We start from the raw sequence: 16,975 nt of genomic DNA, 5'->3' as shown, positions 1-16,975 counted from the left end.
TTAATTAGCCCGCGAACGGCCGATGGCAAGCCCCACCGGCTCTGCGCCCCACGCGGGCCTCAGGCCGGCGTCATGCAGTCTGGCTGTCGCCAGCCTGCGCCCCTGATGATCTGGCCCACACGGCCGACATCTTCCGGATCAGAATGGTTCGTCCACGACGCAACGCCTGCGCGCAAGATGCTTGCCCGAATCCGGCGTGGCATCATCCGCAACGAAGGGCTGGCGTCGAGCGGCCCCCGCAGGGCAAAACGAAGAGCAACGCCAAAGCCGCCGGGAGAAGACCATGAAATCGCCGATCTGCGACATGCTGGGGATCGAGTTCCCGCTGCTCGCCTTCAGCCATTGCCGCGACGTCGTTGCCGCGGTCAGCCGCGCCGGCGGCTTCGGCGTGCTGGGCGCCACTGTGCATACGCCCGATACGCTCGAACGCGAGCTGAAATGGATCGACGATCACGTCGACGGCAAACCCTATGGCATCGACGTGCTGATCCCGGAAAACATCTCCACCGCAGGCGAGAAGCACGTCACCTGGAAGAGCCTGGAAGCGCGCGTGCCGCAGCAGCACCGCGCCTACACGCGCGACCTCCTGAAGAAATACGATATCGAGCTGACGACATCAGAGGTGGACGGCGACCGGCCGCAACCCTTCGATGCCGAGACCGCGCTAGAGCTGTTAAAAGTCTCCTTCAATCATCCGATACGGTTGATCGCGAATGCGCTCGGCGTGCCCCCGAAGGCGATGATCGAGATGGGCAGGAAGCATAACGTGCCGGTTGCCGCCCTCGTCGGCGCCAAGGAGCACGCGCTGCGCCAGGTCGCGGCCGGTGTCGATATCCTCGTCGTGCAAGGCACCGAGGCCGGTGGCCATTGCGGCGAGGTTTCGACCATGGTGCTGGTGCCCGAAGTGATCAAAGCGATCAAGGAGATCCGCGACGTGCCGGTGCTTGCGGCCGGCGGCATCATGACCGGCAGGCAGATGGCGGCCTGCATGGCGATGGGCGCGGCTGGCGCGTGGACCGGCTCGGTGTGGCTGGCGACGGTCGAGTCCGAGACCAGCGAGATCTTTCGCGAGAAGATGATCGCGGCCTCGTCGCGCGATGCGATCCGCTCGAAGGGCCGCACCGGCAAGCCGGCGCGGCAGCTTCGCTCGGTCTGGACCGATGCCTGGGACCGCGCACCCGAAAGCCCGGGCGCCCTGCCGATGCCGCTTCAGAGCATCATCAGCCGCGACGCCTTCAACGCCATCGACCGTGCCGCCGCGGCCGGCAACGCCAAGGCGCGCGACCTTGTCAGCTACTTCGTCGGCCAGGGCGTCGGATTGATCGACAGCGTGAAGTCCGCGGGCGCCGTGGTGCAGGAATTCAAGGAAGAGTTCGCCGAAGCCGTCGAGCACATGAATGCGCTGGTGGCGGAGTAGCATGTTGTGTGTGGCCCATCCTTCGAGGCTCGCCAAGCGCCGCAAGCGTCGCTCGGCTCGCACCTCAAGATGACGCTTCCTCCGTAGCCGTCACCCCCGCGCAATGGCGAAGCCATTGTCGCTGGAGGTGGCCGCTACTTCAGCGGCCCTCGAAGGGCGATGGCGTGCCCAAGATCTGAAACGTGAAGCAAGAAGAAATGACCAACATCCCCGAAGACCGCATCCCCGTCATCGTCGGCATCGGCGAGATCGTCGACCGCCCCAAGGAGATCACCGAAGGCCTCGAACCGCTCGACCTGCTCGAACAGGCCTTGCGGCGCGCAGAAGCTGACGCCGGCGCAAAGCTGCTGGGCGAGGTGCAGTCGCTCGACGTGGTCAACTTCCTGAGCTGGCGCTATCGCGATCCCGAGAAGCTGCTGGCGCAACGCCTCGGCGTCTCGCCGGCGCATTGCTATTACGGCCCAGTCGGCGGCGAGAGCCCGATCCGCTACATCCACGAGGCGGCAAAGCGCATCGCGCGCGGTGAGTGCACCGTGGCTGCCGTCTGCGGCGCCGAAGCGCAATCAACGGCGACGAAAGCCGATCGCGCCGGCGTCAAGCTGCCATGGACGCCGTTCGCCCATGATGTCGCGGAGCCCAAGCGCGGCGCGGCGTTCCAGAAGCCGCTCGCCATCAAGCTCGGCGTGTTTCGACCCGTGACGGTCTATCCATTCTACGAAGCCGCCTCCTCCGCGCATTGGGGCCAGACGCCGCGCGAAGCGCTGGCGGAATCGGGAACGCTGTGGTCACGCTATTCGGAAACCGCCGCGCAAAATCCCAATGCCTGGCTGAAGCGGCGCTATGCCGCTGAAGAGATCACGACGCCGACGGCCGACAACCGGCTCATCGCCTGGCCCTACAACAAGCTGATGGTGGCCAATCCCAGCGTCAACATGGGCGGCGCACTGCTGCTCACCAGCCTCGCCAAGGCGCGCGCGCTCGGCATCGCGGAAGAGAAGCTGGTCTATCCGCTCGGCGGCGCATCAGCCGAGGAACCGCCCGACTATCTCGTGCGCGACCAGTTTTTCGAGAGCCACCCACAGAACGCCGTGCTGAGGGCCGTGATGGATCTTGCAGGCGGAGACGGCAGAAAGTTCGATGCGATCGAACTCTATAGCTGCTTTCCATGCGTGCCGAAGATGGCGCGGCGGACGCTCGGCCTTTCCGCCGACGTGCAGCCCACCGTGAACGGCGGCCTCACCTTCTTCGGCGCACCGCTCAACACTTACATGACGCATGCAGCCTGCGCGATGGTGCGTCGGATCCGCGGCGGCGCCAAGCTCGGCCTGCTCTACGGCCAGGGCGGCTTCGTCACCAAACATCACGGGCTGGTCGTGGCGAAGGCGCCGCCGCGCGATGCGCTCGCGCAGGAGACGAGTGTGCAAGCAGCAGCGGATCGCAACAAGCGTGCGGTGCCGGAGTTCATCACGGAGGCCTCGGGCAAGGGTAAGGTCGAGAGCTTTACGGTGCTCTATGGCCGCGGCGGAGATGTGGAGCACGGCGTGGTGATGCTGCAGACGGAAGATGGCCAGCGCACGCTGGCGCGGATTCCGGCGAACGACAGCACGACGCTGGCGCACCTGTTGAACATGGACTACACGCCGGTGGGCTCACTGGGTGAGACCACGATGGCCGCCGACGGCGTGCCGGAGTGGCGCGTGGCGTGATCCCGTAGGGTGGGCAAAGCGAAGCGTGCCCACGTCTTGCCTATTTGACGAAAACACGTGGGCACGGCGCAAGAGCGCCTTTGCCCACCCTACAAGACCGAACCTAGCCCTTCGGCGGCTGCTTCTCCGACGCAGTCGCTGGCTTGCCGCCTGCGCCGACGACGCGCACCTGGTCGCCGTCAGACAGACCGTCCGGCGGCGCGGTGATGACGCGGTCATCAGGCGCGATACCGGACGCGAGCTCGATCTCCTTGCCGAGATCGCGGGCGATGGTCACGGTCTTGAACTGCACCTTGTCGTCGGCGCCGACGGTCGCGACGCGCAGGCCGCTCCCGTTGAATATCAGGGCGCTGGCGGGAATGCTGAGCGGCGCGGACTCGCGCTGCAGGCTCAACTTCACGCTGGCATAGCCGCCAGGCATCAGCTCGCCGCTGGAGTTGTCGAGACCGAGCTGCATGCGCGTGGTGCCCGAGGCGACATCGACGGCCTGCGAGGACGCTTCCACCGTGGCCTGAAAAGTCCGGTTCGGATATTCCGGCAGCGCAATCGTGGCCTTGGCGCCGATCTTGATCGCCGGAACGTAGTTCTGGGGAACGTTGACGTAGACGCGCAGCTTGGTGATGTCGGAGACCACGAACATCGCCGGCCCCGAGCCGCCGCCGGCATTGATCAGCGCACCGACATCGGTGTCGCGCGAGGTCACCACCCCGTCGAACGGCACCGTGATCTTCTTGTAGCCGGCGAGCGCCTCGAGCCGCTCGACATTGGCCTGGCCGGACTTGACCGCCGCGTTCTTGTTGGAGAGGTCTGCGGTGCGCTCGTCGATCTCCTGCGCCGAGACGAAGTTGGAGGCGACCAGCGTCTTGCGCCGATTGAGCGTGGCCTCGGACAGTCTGGCGCTGGCCTGCTGGCTGGCGAGGTCGGCGCGGGCCTGCAACAGCTGCTGGTCGAGATCGGGCGCCTCGATCTCGGCGATCACCTGCCCTGCCTTGACGCGGGCCCCGATATCAACGCTCCAGCTTTTGAGATAGCCGGAGACGCGCGCGAAGATCGGCGCACGATAATAGGCTTCGAGCCGGCCCGGTAGGTCGATGGTAGAACTGAGCGCCTTGGCGTTGGGCAGCGTCACCGCCACGCTGGAAATGGCCTGGTCGTCGGTCCATTCCTTCAGCTTGGAGCCCTGGTCCTCCCGGGCACGGATGCCGGTGCCTACCACGAGGCCAGCCGCAATCAGCGCCACCACGCCGAAAATGCCCAGTTTCCGGTGCGACACCGGGGAGCGGGGTTCAGTGGGCGACATGCGGGGTCTCCAAAGGGGCGGCGGCTTTGGCGCCTTGTTTCTTGTGTACCATACTGAACACCACGGGAACAAACATCAGCGTGGCGAAAGTTGCAAAGATCAGGCCGCCGATCACGGCGCGGCCAAGCGGCGCGTTCTGCTCGCCACCCTCGCCGAGCCCCAATGCCATCGGCGCCATGCCGATGATCATGGCGAGCGCGGTCATCAGCACCGGACGGAACCGGACGAAGCCGGCTTCCAGCGCGGCCGCGATGGGATCGCCGAGCTCCTCATAGCGCTCACGTGCAAAGGAGATCACCAGCACGCTGTTCGCAGTGGCGACGCCCATGCACATGATGGCGCCGGTCAGGGCCGGTACGGAGAGCGTCGTCTGGGTCGTGAACAGCATCCAGACGATGCCAGCAAGCGCGGCCGGCAGCGCCGTGATGATCACGAACGGATCGGACCAGGACTGGAAGTTCACGACGATCAGGAAGTAGATCAGCACGACGGCGCCGAGCAGGCCGAAGAGAAGACCCGTGAAGGCACTGTTCATGGTCTGCACCTGGCCGAGCAGCACCACGGAGGAGCCCTTCGGCACCTCCTTGGCGGTGTCGGCGATCAGCTGGCGGATGTCATTGGAGACGGCCCCGAGATCGCGGCCCGACGTTGTCGCAAATATTTGCACCATCGACTGGATGTCGTATTGCGACACCACCGCGCTCGAGGTCGAGCGTTTGATGTCGGCAATGCCGCCCAGGATCGGCGACTGCGAATTGCCGGCCGCCGTGATCGGCAGCGTCTGCAGCGCGCTGAGCGAGTCGATCTGGTATTGCGGCGTCTGCATCACGATCGAATAGGACACGCCGTTATCAGGGTTGAGATAGTAGGTCGGCGCGACCTGCGAGGAGCCGGCAAGATTGACCACGAGACTGTTGGTGACGTCGCGCTCGGTCAGACCGACATATTGCGCGCGGGTGCGATCGACATCGATGTTGAATGTGGGATTGCTCGGCGATTGCTGAATGCGCGCATCGGCAACGCCGGTGATCCGGCGCACCTTGGCCAGCAGTTTGTTGGCATAGGCGAAGTTGGCTTCGAGATTGGCGCCGCGGACTTGCAGGTCGATCGGCGCCGGGGCGCCGAAATTCAGGATCTGGCTGACGATGTCTGCGGGGAGGAACGCGAAGCTGACGCCCGGAAACAGCCGCGGCAATTGCTCGCGCAGAACCTTCACATGCTGTTCGGTCGGCTTGTGGCCTTCCCTGAGCTTGATCTGGATGTCGCCGTCCTGCGGACCGATCAAGCCGGTGTTGTTGTAGGTCATGTTGATGCCGGAGATCGGCATGCCGATGTTGTCGGTCATGGTCTCGATCTCGCCCGGGATCAGCTTGCGGACGGCCCTTTGCACGTCGGCGAGCTGGTTGGCGGTCTCCTCGACGCGGGTGCCGACCTGGGTGCGGACATGCATCAGGATGTTGCCCGCGTCCACCGCGGGGAAGAAGTTGCGGCCCAGGAACGGCACCAGCGCGAAGGACGCGCCGACCGCGCAGAGAAAGCCGATCACGAACACCGCGCGGTGCGCCAGCGCCAGGCCCAGCAGCCCGCGGTAACCGCCGCGGATGCGTTCGAAACGGGCCTCAAAACCGCGCTGGAACCAGACGAGGGGATTGCGCGACTTCGGCGGCTCACCCTCGTGATGGACATGCGCCTGCAGCAGATAGTTCGCCATGGTCGGCACCAGCGTGCGCGACAGGATGAACGACCAGATCATCGCGAACATCACCGCTTCGGCCATCGGCACGAACAGGAAGCGCGCGACGCCGGAGAGGAAGAACATCGGCACGAACACGATGCAGATACAGAGCAGCGAGACGAAGGCCGGCGTCACGATCTGGTTGGCGCCGTCGAGGATCGACTGTTCGACCGGCTTGCCCTGTTCGAGATGGTAGTTGATGTTCTCGATAGTGACCGTGGCGTCGTCGACGAGGATGCCGACCGCGAGCGCAAGGCCGCCGAGCGTCATGATGTTCAGCGTCTCGCCGATCGCCGACAGCATGATGATGGCACCGAGCACCGAGAGCGGAATCGAGATCGCGATGATGATGGTCGAGCGCCAGCTGCCGAGGAACAAGAGGATCATGACGCTGGTGAGCAGCGCGGCGATCACGCCCTCGAACGCGACGCCTTTGATCGCGCCGCGGACGAACACCGACTGGTCGCCAATGAAGCCGATCTTCAAGGCATCCGGCAGCTGATCCTTGACGTCGATCACCTTCTGCTTGATGCCGGCGATGATATCGAGCGTCGATGTCGCTCCCGCCTTCAGCACCATCATCAGCACCGAGCGGTTGCCGTCGACATGGACGATGTTGGTCTGCGGCGGATTGCCGTCGCGCACGGACGCGACGTCGCGGACATAGACCATCGCGCCGTTGACGGCCCTGATCGGCAGGTTGCCGAGCTCGTCGATCTTGAGCGGCGAGTTGTTGAGCTGGATGTTGTACTCGAAGGTCCCGATCTTCTGGGTACCGACCGGCGTGATCAGGTTTTGCGCAGCGAGCGCATTGGCGACGTCCTGGCCTGATAGCCCGCGCGCCTGGAGCGCGGTCGGGTCGAGGTCGATCGTAACCTGGCGCTGCTTGCCGCCGAACGGATACGGGATCGCGGCGCCCGGCACGGTGACGAGCGGGGTGCGGAGCTGGTTGATGCCGATGTCGGCGAGGTTCTGCTCGGTCAATCCGTCGCCAGACAGCGCCACCTGAATGATCGGCACGGTCGAGGCGGAGTAGTTCAGGATCAAGGGCGGCGTCGCGCCCGGCGGCATCTGCTTGATCAGTGTCTGCGAGATCGCGGTGACCTGCGCGTTGGCGGTGCGGATGTCGACATTGGGCTGGAAGAAGATCTTGATGATGCCAAAGCCGTTATAAGAGTTGGCCGTGATGTGCTCGATGTCGTTGACGGTCGTCGTCAGCGCCCGTTGGAACGGCGTGGTGATACGGCCCGACATCTGGTCGGGCGGCAGTCCGGTGTACTGCCAGACCACGCCGATCACGGGGATGCGAATGTCCGGAAAGATGTCGGTCGGCGTCCGCAGCGCTGCCAGCGATCCGATGATCAGAAGCAGGAGCGCCAGCACGACAAACGTGTAGGGCCGGCTCAGGGCAATACGGACCAGAGCAATCATTCGTCAGGCAATTCCAAATACTGGGGCGGGGAACACGCCCCCACGGTTCCTATCGTCGCTTTACCCGAACCCCGCAGAAATGGCCAACGACAGGCTCTCACACGCGGTCACTTCCCTGCTATCGCACTGCGAAATCGCATTCCAGATATGCAGCGGCGCCCGGAAGATCGCAGAGAAGGCTTTCATGCACGTAAAAAAGCGGCGCCCCGAGAGGCGCCGCTTTCAGAACTTGCTTCGCCTTTGGGCTTAGGCTGCGCGGACGTTGGTCAGGAACTTGCTGACCTCGGTCTTCAGCCGGCTCGAGTCATTGGACAGCATCTGCGCGGCCGAGAGCACTTGCGACGATGCCGTGCCGGTCTCGGTCGCCCCCTGCTGCACGTCGGTGATGTTGGAGGAGACCTGCTGGGTGCCCTGGGCCGCCTGCTGCACGTTGCGGGCGATTTCCTGAGTCGCAGCGCCCTGCTCTTCCACGGCGGCCGCGATGGCCGAGGAGATCTCCGAGAGACGCTCGATGGTCGAGGAGATCTCCTTGATCGCGCCGACCGAGTCGTTGGTCGCCGCCTGGATGCCGGAAATCTGCTGGCCGATCTCGCCGGTCGCCTTGGCGGTCTGCTCAGCCAGCGCCTTCACCTCGGAGGCAACGACCGCGAAGCCGCGGCCGGCTTCACCGGCGCGCGCCGCCTCGATGGTGGCGTTCAGCGCCAGGAGGTTAGTCTGGCCAGCGATGGTGTTGATCAGCTCGACGACATCGCCGATGCGCGAGGCAGCCTTGGAGAGTTCGCTGACGCGCTCGGTGGTGGCACGGGCCTGGCCGACGGCGTCGCCCGCCATTCGCGCCGATTCCTGCACCTGGCGGCCGATCTCGCCAACCGATGAAGCCATCTCTTCAGTTGCGGAAGCGACCGACTGGACGTTGGTGGAGGCTTCTTCCGACGCCGCGGCGACCGTGGTCGCCATCCGCTGCGAGCGGTCGGCGGTTGAGGTCAGCGTCGAGGCGGAAGCCTCCAGCTGGCTCGAGGCCGACGATACGGTCTGGACGATTTCGCCGATCATCGTCTCGAATTCGCGGGTGATATTGTCGACGCGGCGGCCGCGTTCGATCTTGGCTTCGGCGTCGGCCGCAGCGGCCTCGTCGGCAGCCTTCTTGGCGATCAGCGCTTCCTTGAAGACCTGGAGCACGTCGGCCATGGCGCCGATCTCGGTCTTCTCGCCGCGGTGCGGGACCTCGGCGGAGAGATCGCCCCGGCCGAGCGCCTGCATCGGCTGGGTGATCGAGTCGATGCCGCTGGAGACGTCGTGGACGAGGTAGAAGCCAACGCCGATGCCGGTAATCACGGCAGCACCGAGGATGATCGCGACCAGCATGAATGCGAAGGAATAGCTGTCGGCGGCGTCCTGAGCTGCCTGATCTCCGCCCTTGGTGTTGAGCTCGATGTCCTTGGCCAGGATGGCGTCAGCCTCAAGCCCGATCTTGTTGACCGTCTTCGTGTTCAGCTCGTGTGCCTCGTGGGGGATCTTGCCGGCCTCCTGACGCGACAGCGCCATGACTTCCTGCGTGCCCTTCTTGTAGGTATCCCACGCCTTGGACCATTGGTCATAGAGCGTGCGCTCTTCGGGCGACGTAATCATGGTCTCATACGTCTTGCGGAACTTGGTATTAGCCTCGACGACGGTCGCAAGCGTCTTCTCAGCCGCGAGCTTCTCTTCCAGCGTTTCCGCCAACATGTGCTCACGGATGACGTTGCGATAGGTGATCACGCCGGCGCGGAGATCGCCGATCACGCGCACGCTCGGCATCCAGCTCGTCGTGATGTCGCTGGTGTTGGCATTCATCGACCGCATCTTCATGACGGCGAGCAGGCCCATGCCGGCCATTGCGACCAGCAGAAACGCCACGACACTGATGATCTTGGCGCGGATGGAAATAGCGGCGAGCATAAGCGGGTCTCTTTGCGTTGGCGCGGCGGCGCGTCCTGGAATTACGGATCAACCAAAAGCGGCGCCGACGCCCAACAGCAAAGCGACTGTTGTTAACTACGACTCCGTACGAGCACGGAACCTTAAAGAAGTGAATGATGAACTAAGGATGCCCTGCGCTCAGCGCATGAGCCTCATCGCATCCGAGAAAAACTCCGGCCCGCCGAAATTGCCGGACTTCAGCGCCAGCAACATCTCACCTGCCACCGCGCGCAGCACCGGGACACCCGCGGCGATCTCCGCTCCCACGAGAAATCCGGGGATCTTCAACCGGTCAACGACCGCCCCTGAGGTCTCGCCGCCTGCGACGATCAGTCGCCGCACGCCTGATTTCACGAGGTTTTCGGCAATGTCGGCCATCGTCTGCTCGATTGCGTGTCCTGCGGCGTCGCGGCCGTGGCGCGCCTGAAGCGCAGCGACGTCGGCCGGCGTGGCACTCGATGCAATCAGCACCGGACCCTGGGCCAATCGCGGCCCTGCCCAGTCCAATGCCCGCTGCGCTTCATTGGCCCCCGTAAGAATACGTTCGGTGTCGAGGTGAAGCACCGGCATGACGCGCTCGGCGTTGGCGATCTGCTGCAAGGTGGCCTGCGAGCAGCTCCCGGCGAGGCACGCCACCTGTCCGCCGACGGCGGCGCCCTGCCCGCTGCCGGCGGCAGCCGACTTGACCTTGCCGGTCGATACCAGCGCGCGTGCCAGCCCGAGGCCGATGCCGGAGGCGCCGACCGAGAGCCGGTGCTCCGCCGCGACAAGGCCAATGGTCTCGAGGTCGCGGTCGAACACGGCGTCGATGATCGCAGCGCCAATACCCTTGCCCGAGAATTCGGCAAGCAGGCTTCGCACGGCCTCCGCCCCGCGCGTCAATGTCGCGAGATCGACGAGGCCGACCTGCGTCTTGCTCTGCCGCGCCAGTACGCGCACCAGGTTGGAATCGTGCATCGGGTTGAGCGGATGGTCCTTCAGCGGGCTCTCGTTCAGCGGTACGGCGCCGACGAACAGATTGCCCTGATAGACGGTGCGGCCGGTCTCGGGAAAGGCCGGCGTCACCAGCACGACGGCCTCGCCGCAATCGGCGCGCAGCGCATCCATGACGGGGCCGATATTGCCGGCGTCAGTGGAATCGAAGGTCGAGCAGATCTTGAACAGCACGTGGCTTGCGCCGCGCCCGCGCAGCCATGTCTCGGCCGCGCGCGATCGCGACACCGCAAGGCTCGCCTCGATCGAGCGGCTCTTCAGCGACACCACGACGGCGTCGACCTCCGGCAGCTTCAGATCATCGGCGGGCACACCGATGGTCTGGACGGTGCGCAAGCCGGCGCGCGTCAGCGTGTTGGCGAGATCGGAGGCGCCGGTGTAATCGTCGGCGATGCAGCCCAACGCAAGTGTCACGATTTCGCTCCGGCATAGGGCTTGAACCAGGCGAGACCGTCGGTGGTCTTGCCGCGCGGATTGTATTCGCAGCCGACGAAGCCGGCATAGCCGAGACGGTCGAGCTCATCGAACAGGAAGGGATAATTCAGCTCCTCGCCGTCGGGCTCGTTGCGCGAGGGAATGCTGGCGATCTGGATATGGCCGATGATCGGCATCATCTCGCGCAGCCGCATCGTGACGTCGCCATGGATGATCTGGCAGTGATAGATGTCGAACTGGAGCTTCAGGTTGGGCAACCGCAGCTCCTGGATCAGGTCGCGCGCGAAGCCGAAATCGTTGAGGAAGTAGCCGGGCACGTTGCGCGCATTGATCGGCTCGAGCACGATATCGATGCCATGCGGCGCGAAGAACTCGGCGGCCCATGCCACCGATTTGTAGAAGGCCTCGATCGCGAGGCGTTCGCCGCGGTTGGCGATGCCCGCCATCAGATGCAGCCGCTTGACGCCAGTAGCCTTGGCGTAAGGCAGCGCCGTTTCCAGGCTCGCCTTGAGGTCGTTGAAGCGTGAGGGAAGCGCAGCAAATCCCTTCTCGCCGGCGTTCCAGTCGCCCGGCGGCAGGTTGAACAGCGCCTGGGTCAGGCCGTTGCGCCTGAGCCGCTCGCCGACCGCTTCGACCGGATGGTCGTAAGGGAAGAGAAATTCGACGGCGGTGAAACCGGCCTGCGCGGCGGCATCGAAGCGATCGAGGAACGGCACCTCGGTGAACATCATCGAGAGGTTGGCGGCGAAACGGGGCATTGGAAATCCTCTTTTACTTGTCGCCGGGGAGCTTGACGCCGGTGACCTGCGCGTACATGCGCGCCACCGACGCATCGTCGTCGCGGCCCATGCCGGCGGCCGATGTCATCAGGAACATCTGGAGCGCCGCGGCGGAGACCGGCACCGGAAATCTGGCGCTGCGTGCCATGTCCTGGATGATGCCGAGGTCCTTCACGAAAATCTCCACGGCACTACGCGGCGTGTAATCGCCATCGAGCACATGCGGCATGCGGTTCTCGAACATCCAGGAATTGCCGGCGGATGCCGTGATCACCTCATAGACCTTGCGGATGTCGAGGCCCTGCTTGGCCGCAAACGCGATCGCCTCCGAGGCAGCCGCGATGTGCACACCAGCCAGCAGCTGGTTGATCATCTTGAAGGCCGCGCCCTGGCCTGCAGCATCGCCAAGCTCGTAGAGCTTTGCCGCCATGGCATCGAGCGCCGGACGCGCCTTCGCGAAGGCGGCCGCACTCCCGGAGGCAAGGATCGTCAGCTCACCTTGCGCGGCGCGCTGCGCACCGCCGGAGATCGGCGCATCCAGGTAATTGCGGCCGGTCGCCTCCAATTGCTTGGCGAGGCGACGCGCCACGTCGGGATCCATGGTGGCGGAGGAAATGAACACGCTGTCCTTCGGCAGCGTCTCGGCGACGCCGTCCTTGCCGAACAGGATCGCTTCGGTCTGCGCGGCATTGACGACGACGCTGACGACGATGTCCGCGCCCTTGGCCGCCTCGGCCGGCGTTGTGGCGCCGGCGCCGCCGTCCTTCACAAACCGCGCGACCGCATCAGCCGAAACGTCGCAACCGGTGACGGAATGGCCGGCGCGCTTCAGCGAAGTCGCCATGCCGTATCCCATCGAGCCAAGCCCGATGACGGCGATGCGCTGGTTTTGCGACGTGGAGGCGGACATGCAACTCACCCTTGCGAACGTTTCCTGGACGGCCGCCCTTTGCGGCAGCTCACGATCTCGAATAACACGGCTTGGCCGCGCTGCCAAAGCGTGAGACAAGCGGACATGACGGCCATGAGCAATGAAACAAGGCTGCGCGAAGATATCTGCCGGTTCGGGCGGTCCCTGTTCGAGCGCGGGCTGACGCCGGGCTCATCAGGCAATATCAGCGTCAGGCTGGATAGCGGCGGCTGGCTGGTGACGCCAACCAACGCCTCGCTCGGCTTCCTCGATCCTGCAAAGCTGTCACGGCTGGATGAACAGGGCCGGCTGGTCTCAGGCGACGCCCCCACCAAGGAAGTTCCGCTGCACACCGCGCTCTATGACACGCGCGGGAGTGCGCGGGCGATCGTGCATCTGCATTCGACGCATTCGGTCGCGCTCTCGATGCTGCCCGAAATCGACCCGCGCGCCATGCTGCCGCCGATGACCGCCTACTATCTCATGAAATGCGGCGCCACCGCGCTCGTGCCCTATTACCGCCCCGGCGATCCCGCGGTCGCCGATGCCATCAAGGGGCTGGCCGGGAAATATTCATCCGTGCTGCTCGCCAATCACGGCCCGGTCGTCGCCGGCGACACGCTGGAAGCAGCGGTGTTTGCGACGGAGGAGTTGGAGGAGACGGCGAAGCTGTATCTGCTGCTGCGCGGGATGAACCCACGGTATCTTTCACCGGAGCAGGTCGCGGATCTGGTGAAGGTGTTCGGGGTGTCGTTACCGGAGCATGGGCACGAACATTGAGCCCGGCTCTATCCCCCGTCATTGCGAGCGCAGCGAAGCAATCCAGAGTCTTTCCGCGGTGGCGTTCTGGCTTCGCTGCGCTCGCAATGACGGAGAACGTGGCGACGGCCGGCAGCTCAACTACAGCCCCAGATACGCCTTCCGCACGTCCGGATTGCCCCTGATCTCCGCCGACGGGCCCTGCATCAGGACGCGGCCGGTTTGCAGGATGTAGGCGCGGTCGGCGATCTCCAGGCACTCGGCCATACGCTGCTCGACGATCAACACGGTCATGCCGGAGTCCCGGATGAGCTTCACGGCCTGAAAAATCTCATCGACAAGTTTGGGCATGATGCCCTGCGAGGGCTCGTCCAGCATCAACAGCCGCGGGCGCGTCATCAGCGCGCGGCCGATCGCGAGCATCTGCTGCTCGCCGCCCGAGAGCGTTTCGGCGCGCTGCTCGAGCCGTTCGGACAGACGCGGAAACAGCTTGAAGACGAGCTCGAGCGGCCCCTCACGATTTGCCTCGCCGCGATAGAGATAGCTGCCGAGGCGAAGGTTGTCCCGCACCGACAGACGCGGGAACAGGCGGCGATTCTCCGGTACATAGGCGATGCCGGCGGCCGTGATGTGGTGCTGCGCCATGCCGTTGATCTGCTTGCCGTCGAAGGTCACGGTGCCCGAGCGCGGGCGCTCGGCACCGGCGATCGATTTCAGCAGCGTCGACTTGCCGGCACCATTGGCGCCGGCGACACAGACGATCTCGCCCTTGGCGACCTCGATACTGACCGCGGAGATCGCGACCAGGCCCTGATAGGCGGTCGTGACTTCACGCACCGACAGCATGACGATCTCCCAGATATGCCTTGATCACCTTGGGATCGCGGACGACCTCAGCGGGCTTGCCCTCGACGAGCACCTTGCCGAGGTCGAGCACGATGGCGCGATCGACCAGCGGCATCACGATCTCCATGACATGCTCGACCATCAGCACGGTGATGCCGGCATCGCGCACCTTGCGCACCAGCGCGACGCCGGTCTGGGCCTCGGTCGGCGTCAGGCCGGTGAGGACTTCGTCGAGCAGCAGGAGTTTTGGTTCGGTCGCAAGCGCGCGGGCGACTTCGAGCCGCCGCTTCTCGGCCGGCACGAGGTCGCTCGCGAGCACATTGGCGCGCGCGGCAAGGCCGGTGAACTCAAGCACCCCATGCGCCTTGCGGCGCGCTTCGCGCATCACGGTGTTGCGCACCAGTGCACCGACAATGACGTTGTCGATGACGGTCATGGTCTCGAAGCTCTTGACCACCTGGAAGGTGCGCCCCACCCCGCGCTGACAGCGCTCGGCCGCCGGCAGGTTGGTGACATCCTCGCCGTCGAACCAGATGGAGCCCTGCGTCGGCGGCAAGACGCCGGCGATGAGATTGAACAGCGTCGACTTGCCGGCGCCGTTCGGGCCGATCAGGCCGACGATCTCGCCCCGACCGACCGAGATCGAGACATCGGAGTTGGCGACGAGGCCGCCGAACCGCTGCCAGACGCCGCGGGTTTCAAGGAGCGCGGTCATCGCGTGGCTCCTTTTGCCTTGGAGCGGGAGAACAAGCTCACCAGGCCCTGCGGCAAGGCCAGCGAGATCAGAACGATCAGCGTGCCGTAGACGATGAGATCGACGCCGCGACCGGAGCCGCCGATATAAGAGCGCGTCAGCTCCGTCATCGGAATCAGGATGGCCGCCCCTAACACTGGCCCCCAGAGCGTGCCGATGCCGCCGAGAACTGCCGGCAGTGCCATCAGCAGCGAGAACTGGAAGCCCATCACGCTCTCAGGATCGATATAGGCAAGAAACTGCGCATAGAAGGCGCCGCCGATGGCCACGAGAAATGCGGAGACCGCAGCCGCCCCCATCTTGGAATTGAACACGACGACACCCAGGCTCTCGGCCGCTTCAGGATTGTCCTTCACCGCGCGCCACCAGAAACCCCATTTGGAGTCCTCAAGCCACCAGGTGACGAACCAGGCGAGGCAACACAGCGCCAGCGCGAAATAGAAATACGGCAGCTTGCTGCGCATGAACTGGAATTTCAGCCAGCTGTCGCCGCGCACGGGAATGGTGATTCCGAGCGCAGCTCCCGCCCATTCCCAGTTCTGGAACAGCAAGAGCCCGATCTCCGCGATGACGATGGTCGCGATCACGAAGTAATGGCCGCGCAGGCGGAAGAAGGGATAGCCGAGCCCCATCGCAATGACAGCCGCGATCCCGCCGCCGGCGAGCATACCGAACCAGGGCAACACGCCGAACTTGGTGAACAGAAGCTCGGTGGTATAGGCGCCGATGCCGAAATAGAGCGCGTGGCCCAGCGAGATCTGCCCGCAATAGCCGGAGAGGATGTTCCAGCTCTGTGACAGCGCCGCATACATCAAGGTCAGAACCAGGATGTTCTGGATATAGACGTTCTTGACGAACAGCGGCGCGAGCGCAGCAAGCGCCGCCAGCACTGCGGCAATGATGAGATCGCGGCGACGCCGCGCGGCAAAATTCTTGTCCATCACATCGACCCGAACAGGCCGCGCGGCCGAATGAAGACGACGAGCAGGTACACCGCGTAGATGCCGACCGACTTCAGCGAGGGCGGCAGCATCAGGGCGGTGACCGCTTCAACCAGGCCGACGATGATACCGCCGGCAAAGGCCCCGAATACGCTGCCGAAGCCGCCGAGCGCCACCGTGACATATGCAATCAGCGCAAAGGACGCGCCGACGTCGGGATAGATGTAGAAGAACACCGCCATGATCGCGCCGGCGAGACCGACAAGCGCGGCGCCAAGGCCCCAGCCGAACGCGAACACCCGGTTCTTGTCGATACCGACGAGCGCGACCGCACCGGGATCCTCGCGGGTGGCTTCCAGCGCGCGGCCGAAATCGGTGCGGTGGATGAAGAAATAGAGGCCGGCAAAGGCTGCGATCGAGACCAGCGCGCCGACCAGCTGCGGCTCCGGCAGGAAGATGCCCGCAATCGAGACGGTCTTGCCGCCGAGCCAGGATTGCGGAATGCTGCGATAGTCCGGCGTAAAGAACAGCTGGGCCAGCCCCCGCATGACGATAGCAAGACCGAAGGTGGTGAAGATCTGCACCATGCCGGCATTGGCCTTGGCCCGCATGGCGAAACGCACAATCAACAGGTAGACCACCGCTCCGAACACGAACATCGCCGCCGCGACCAGCGGCGCGGAGAGCAAGGGATCGATGGCGAAGAACGCGAACAGGAAGAAGGACGCGTACATCGCGATCATCAGGAACTCGCCATGGGCGAAGTTCGTGACGTCCATCAGGCCGAAGATCAGCGCGAGGCCGACGGCGATCAGTCCGTAGAGCAGGCCCATCAGCAACCCGCTCGCGAGACTTTGGACAATTGTTTCAACTGTCAGCAACTTGTCCCCCAGAAAAAGCCCTCACCCCGAGGGGCGACATCGAATGCTCATCGCAAAGGAGGGGCCCGCCCTCGTCTTTTCCGACGCGGCCCTCCGTCTTACTTCGCAGGATCAGGATCGGAAGCTATC

Annotated in this window: 13 protein-coding genes; 3 read left to right on the top strand and 10 right to left on the bottom strand. The window is 64.6% G+C overall.

Annotation, left to right across the window (positions count from 1 at the left end; genetic code table 11):
• Positions 1 to 283 precede the first annotated feature (283 nt).
• Complete coding sequence (locus XI06_RS33955) at positions 284 to 1,417, top strand: nitronate monooxygenase (protein WP_237889600.1); 1,134 nt, start codon at positions 284 to 286, stop codon at positions 1,415 to 1,417.
• A 197-nt stretch (positions 1,418 to 1,614) separates the two neighbouring features.
• Positions 1,615 to 3,123 (top strand): acetyl-CoA acetyltransferase, encoded by a 1,509-nt coding sequence (locus XI06_RS33950; protein WP_271607347.1) that lies wholly within the window; start codon positions 1,615 to 1,617, stop codon positions 3,121 to 3,123.
• Positions 3,124 to 3,226: 103 nt separating this feature from the next.
• On the opposite strand, the gene XI06_RS33945 is transcribed toward XI06_RS33950, so the two are convergent.
• The 6 genes from XI06_RS33945 to ltnD form a co-directional block, all read right to left on the bottom strand.
• Entirely contained in the window at positions 3,227 to 4,423 is a 1,197-nt protein-coding gene (locus XI06_RS33945) for an efflux RND transporter periplasmic adaptor subunit (RefSeq protein ID WP_237863737.1), read from the bottom strand.
• Positions 4,410 to 7,589, bottom strand: coding sequence for an efflux RND transporter permease subunit (locus tag XI06_RS33940; protein WP_271607307.1), 3,180 nt, complete (start codon positions 7,587 to 7,589; stop codon positions 4,410 to 4,412). The genes XI06_RS33945 and XI06_RS33940 overlap by 14 nt, the downstream gene beginning before the upstream one ends.
• Positions 7,590 to 7,835: 246 nt before the next feature.
• Positions 7,836 to 9,527, bottom strand: coding sequence for a methyl-accepting chemotaxis protein (locus tag XI06_RS33935; RefSeq protein ID WP_237870608.1), 1,692 nt, complete (start codon positions 9,525 to 9,527; stop codon positions 7,836 to 7,838).
• Positions 9,528 to 9,686: 159 nt separating this feature from the next.
• Positions 9,687 to 10,955, bottom strand: coding sequence for a 3-oxo-tetronate kinase (otnK, locus tag XI06_RS33930; RefSeq protein WP_271607306.1), 1,269 nt, complete (start codon positions 10,953 to 10,955; stop codon positions 9,687 to 9,689).
• Positions 10,952 to 11,734 carry a 2-oxo-tetronate isomerase gene (otnI, locus tag XI06_RS33925; protein ID WP_237863733.1) on the bottom strand — a complete coding sequence of 261 codons (783 nt, stop codon included), beginning with the start codon at positions 11,732 to 11,734 and terminating at the stop codon, positions 10,952 to 10,954. The genes otnK and otnI overlap by 4 nt, the downstream gene beginning before the upstream one ends.
• Before the next feature lie 13 nt (positions 11,735 to 11,747).
• Positions 11,748 to 12,665, bottom strand: a complete 918-nt coding sequence (gene ltnD, locus XI06_RS33920; RefSeq protein ID WP_237863732.1) for an L-threonate dehydrogenase — start codon at positions 12,663 to 12,665, stop codon at positions 11,748 to 11,750.
• A gap of 105 nt (positions 12,666 to 12,770) precedes the next feature.
• On the opposite strand from ltnD, the gene otnC reads away from it, so the two are divergent.
• Positions 12,771 to 13,445, top strand: a complete 675-nt coding sequence (gene otnC / locus XI06_RS33915) for a 3-oxo-tetronate 4-phosphate decarboxylase (protein WP_237863731.1) — start codon at positions 12,771 to 12,773, stop codon at positions 13,443 to 13,445.
• 120 nt (positions 13,446 to 13,565) lie between these two features.
• Here the strand turns inward: otnC and XI06_RS33910 are convergent, their stop codons facing one another.
• From XI06_RS33910 to XI06_RS33895, 4 genes are read right to left on the bottom strand one after another with little or no spacing between them, the layout of a single operon-like run.
• Positions 13,566 to 14,270, bottom strand: coding sequence for an ABC transporter ATP-binding protein (locus XI06_RS33910; protein WP_237863730.1), 705 nt, complete (start codon positions 14,268 to 14,270; stop codon positions 13,566 to 13,568).
• A complete protein-coding gene (locus XI06_RS33905) occupies positions 14,254 to 14,985 on the bottom strand; it encodes an ABC transporter ATP-binding protein (RefSeq protein ID WP_237889592.1) in 732 nt (243 codons plus the stop codon). Before XI06_RS33905 ends, XI06_RS33910 begins: the two co-directional genes overlap by 17 nt.
• Positions 14,982 to 15,965, bottom strand: a complete 984-nt coding sequence (locus XI06_RS33900) for a branched-chain amino acid ABC transporter permease (RefSeq protein ID WP_237863728.1) — start codon at positions 15,963 to 15,965, stop codon at positions 14,982 to 14,984. The genes XI06_RS33905 and XI06_RS33900 overlap by 4 nt, the downstream gene beginning before the upstream one ends.
• Positions 15,965 to 16,843 (bottom strand): branched-chain amino acid ABC transporter permease, encoded by an 879-nt coding sequence (locus XI06_RS33895; RefSeq protein WP_271607346.1) that lies wholly within the window; start codon positions 16,841 to 16,843, stop codon positions 15,965 to 15,967. Before XI06_RS33895 ends, XI06_RS33900 begins: the two co-directional genes overlap by 1 nt.
• Positions 16,844 to 16,975: the final 132 nt, after the last annotated feature.

The sequence above is a fragment of the Bradyrhizobium sp. CCBAU 11434 genome (assembly GCF_028128895.1).
Classification (GTDB): Bacteria; Pseudomonadota; Alphaproteobacteria; order Rhizobiales; family Xanthobacteraceae; genus Bradyrhizobium; species Bradyrhizobium zhengyangense.
The sequence above is the reverse complement of the archived record's forward strand: the minus strand, read 5'-3'. Positions and strand labels throughout refer to the sequence as shown.

Bases quoted from the DNA above. Each gene is read 5' to 3' on its own strand.
- XI06_RS33900 (WP_237863728.1), bottom strand. From the start codon at position 15,965: ATGGACAAGAATTTTGCCGCGCGGCGTCGCCGCGATCTCATCATTGCC.
- ltnD (WP_237863732.1), bottom strand. From the start codon at position 12,665: ATGTCCGCCTCCACGTCGCAAAACCAGCGCATCGCCGTCATCGGGCTT.
- XI06_RS33945 (WP_237863737.1), bottom strand. From the start codon at position 4,423: ATGTCGCCCACTGAACCCCGCTCCCCGGTGTCGCACCGGAAACTGGGC.
- XI06_RS33940 (WP_271607307.1), bottom strand. From the start codon at position 7,589: ATGATTGCTCTGGTCCGTATTGCCCTGAGCCGGCCCTACACGTTTGTC.
- XI06_RS33910 (WP_237863730.1), bottom strand. From the start codon at position 14,270: ATGCTGTCGGTGCGTGAAGTCACGACCGCCTATCAGGGCCTGGTCGCG.
- otnC (WP_237863731.1), top strand. From the start codon at position 12,771: ATGACGGCCATGAGCAATGAAACAAGGCTGCGCGAAGATATCTGCCGG.
- XI06_RS33905 (WP_237889592.1), bottom strand. From the start codon at position 14,985: ATGACCGCGCTCCTTGAAACCCGCGGCGTCTGGCAGCGGTTCGGCGGC.
- XI06_RS33935 (WP_237870608.1), bottom strand. From the start codon at position 9,527: ATGCTCGCCGCTATTTCCATCCGCGCCAAGATCATCAGTGTCGTGGCG.
- XI06_RS33950 (WP_271607347.1), top strand. From the start codon at position 1,615: ATGACCAACATCCCCGAAGACCGCATCCCCGTCATCGTCGGCATCGGC.
- otnI (WP_237863733.1), bottom strand. From the start codon at position 11,734: ATGCCCCGTTTCGCCGCCAACCTCTCGATGATGTTCACCGAGGTGCCG.
- XI06_RS33955 (WP_237889600.1), top strand. From the start codon at position 284: ATGAAATCGCCGATCTGCGACATGCTGGGGATCGAGTTCCCGCTGCTC.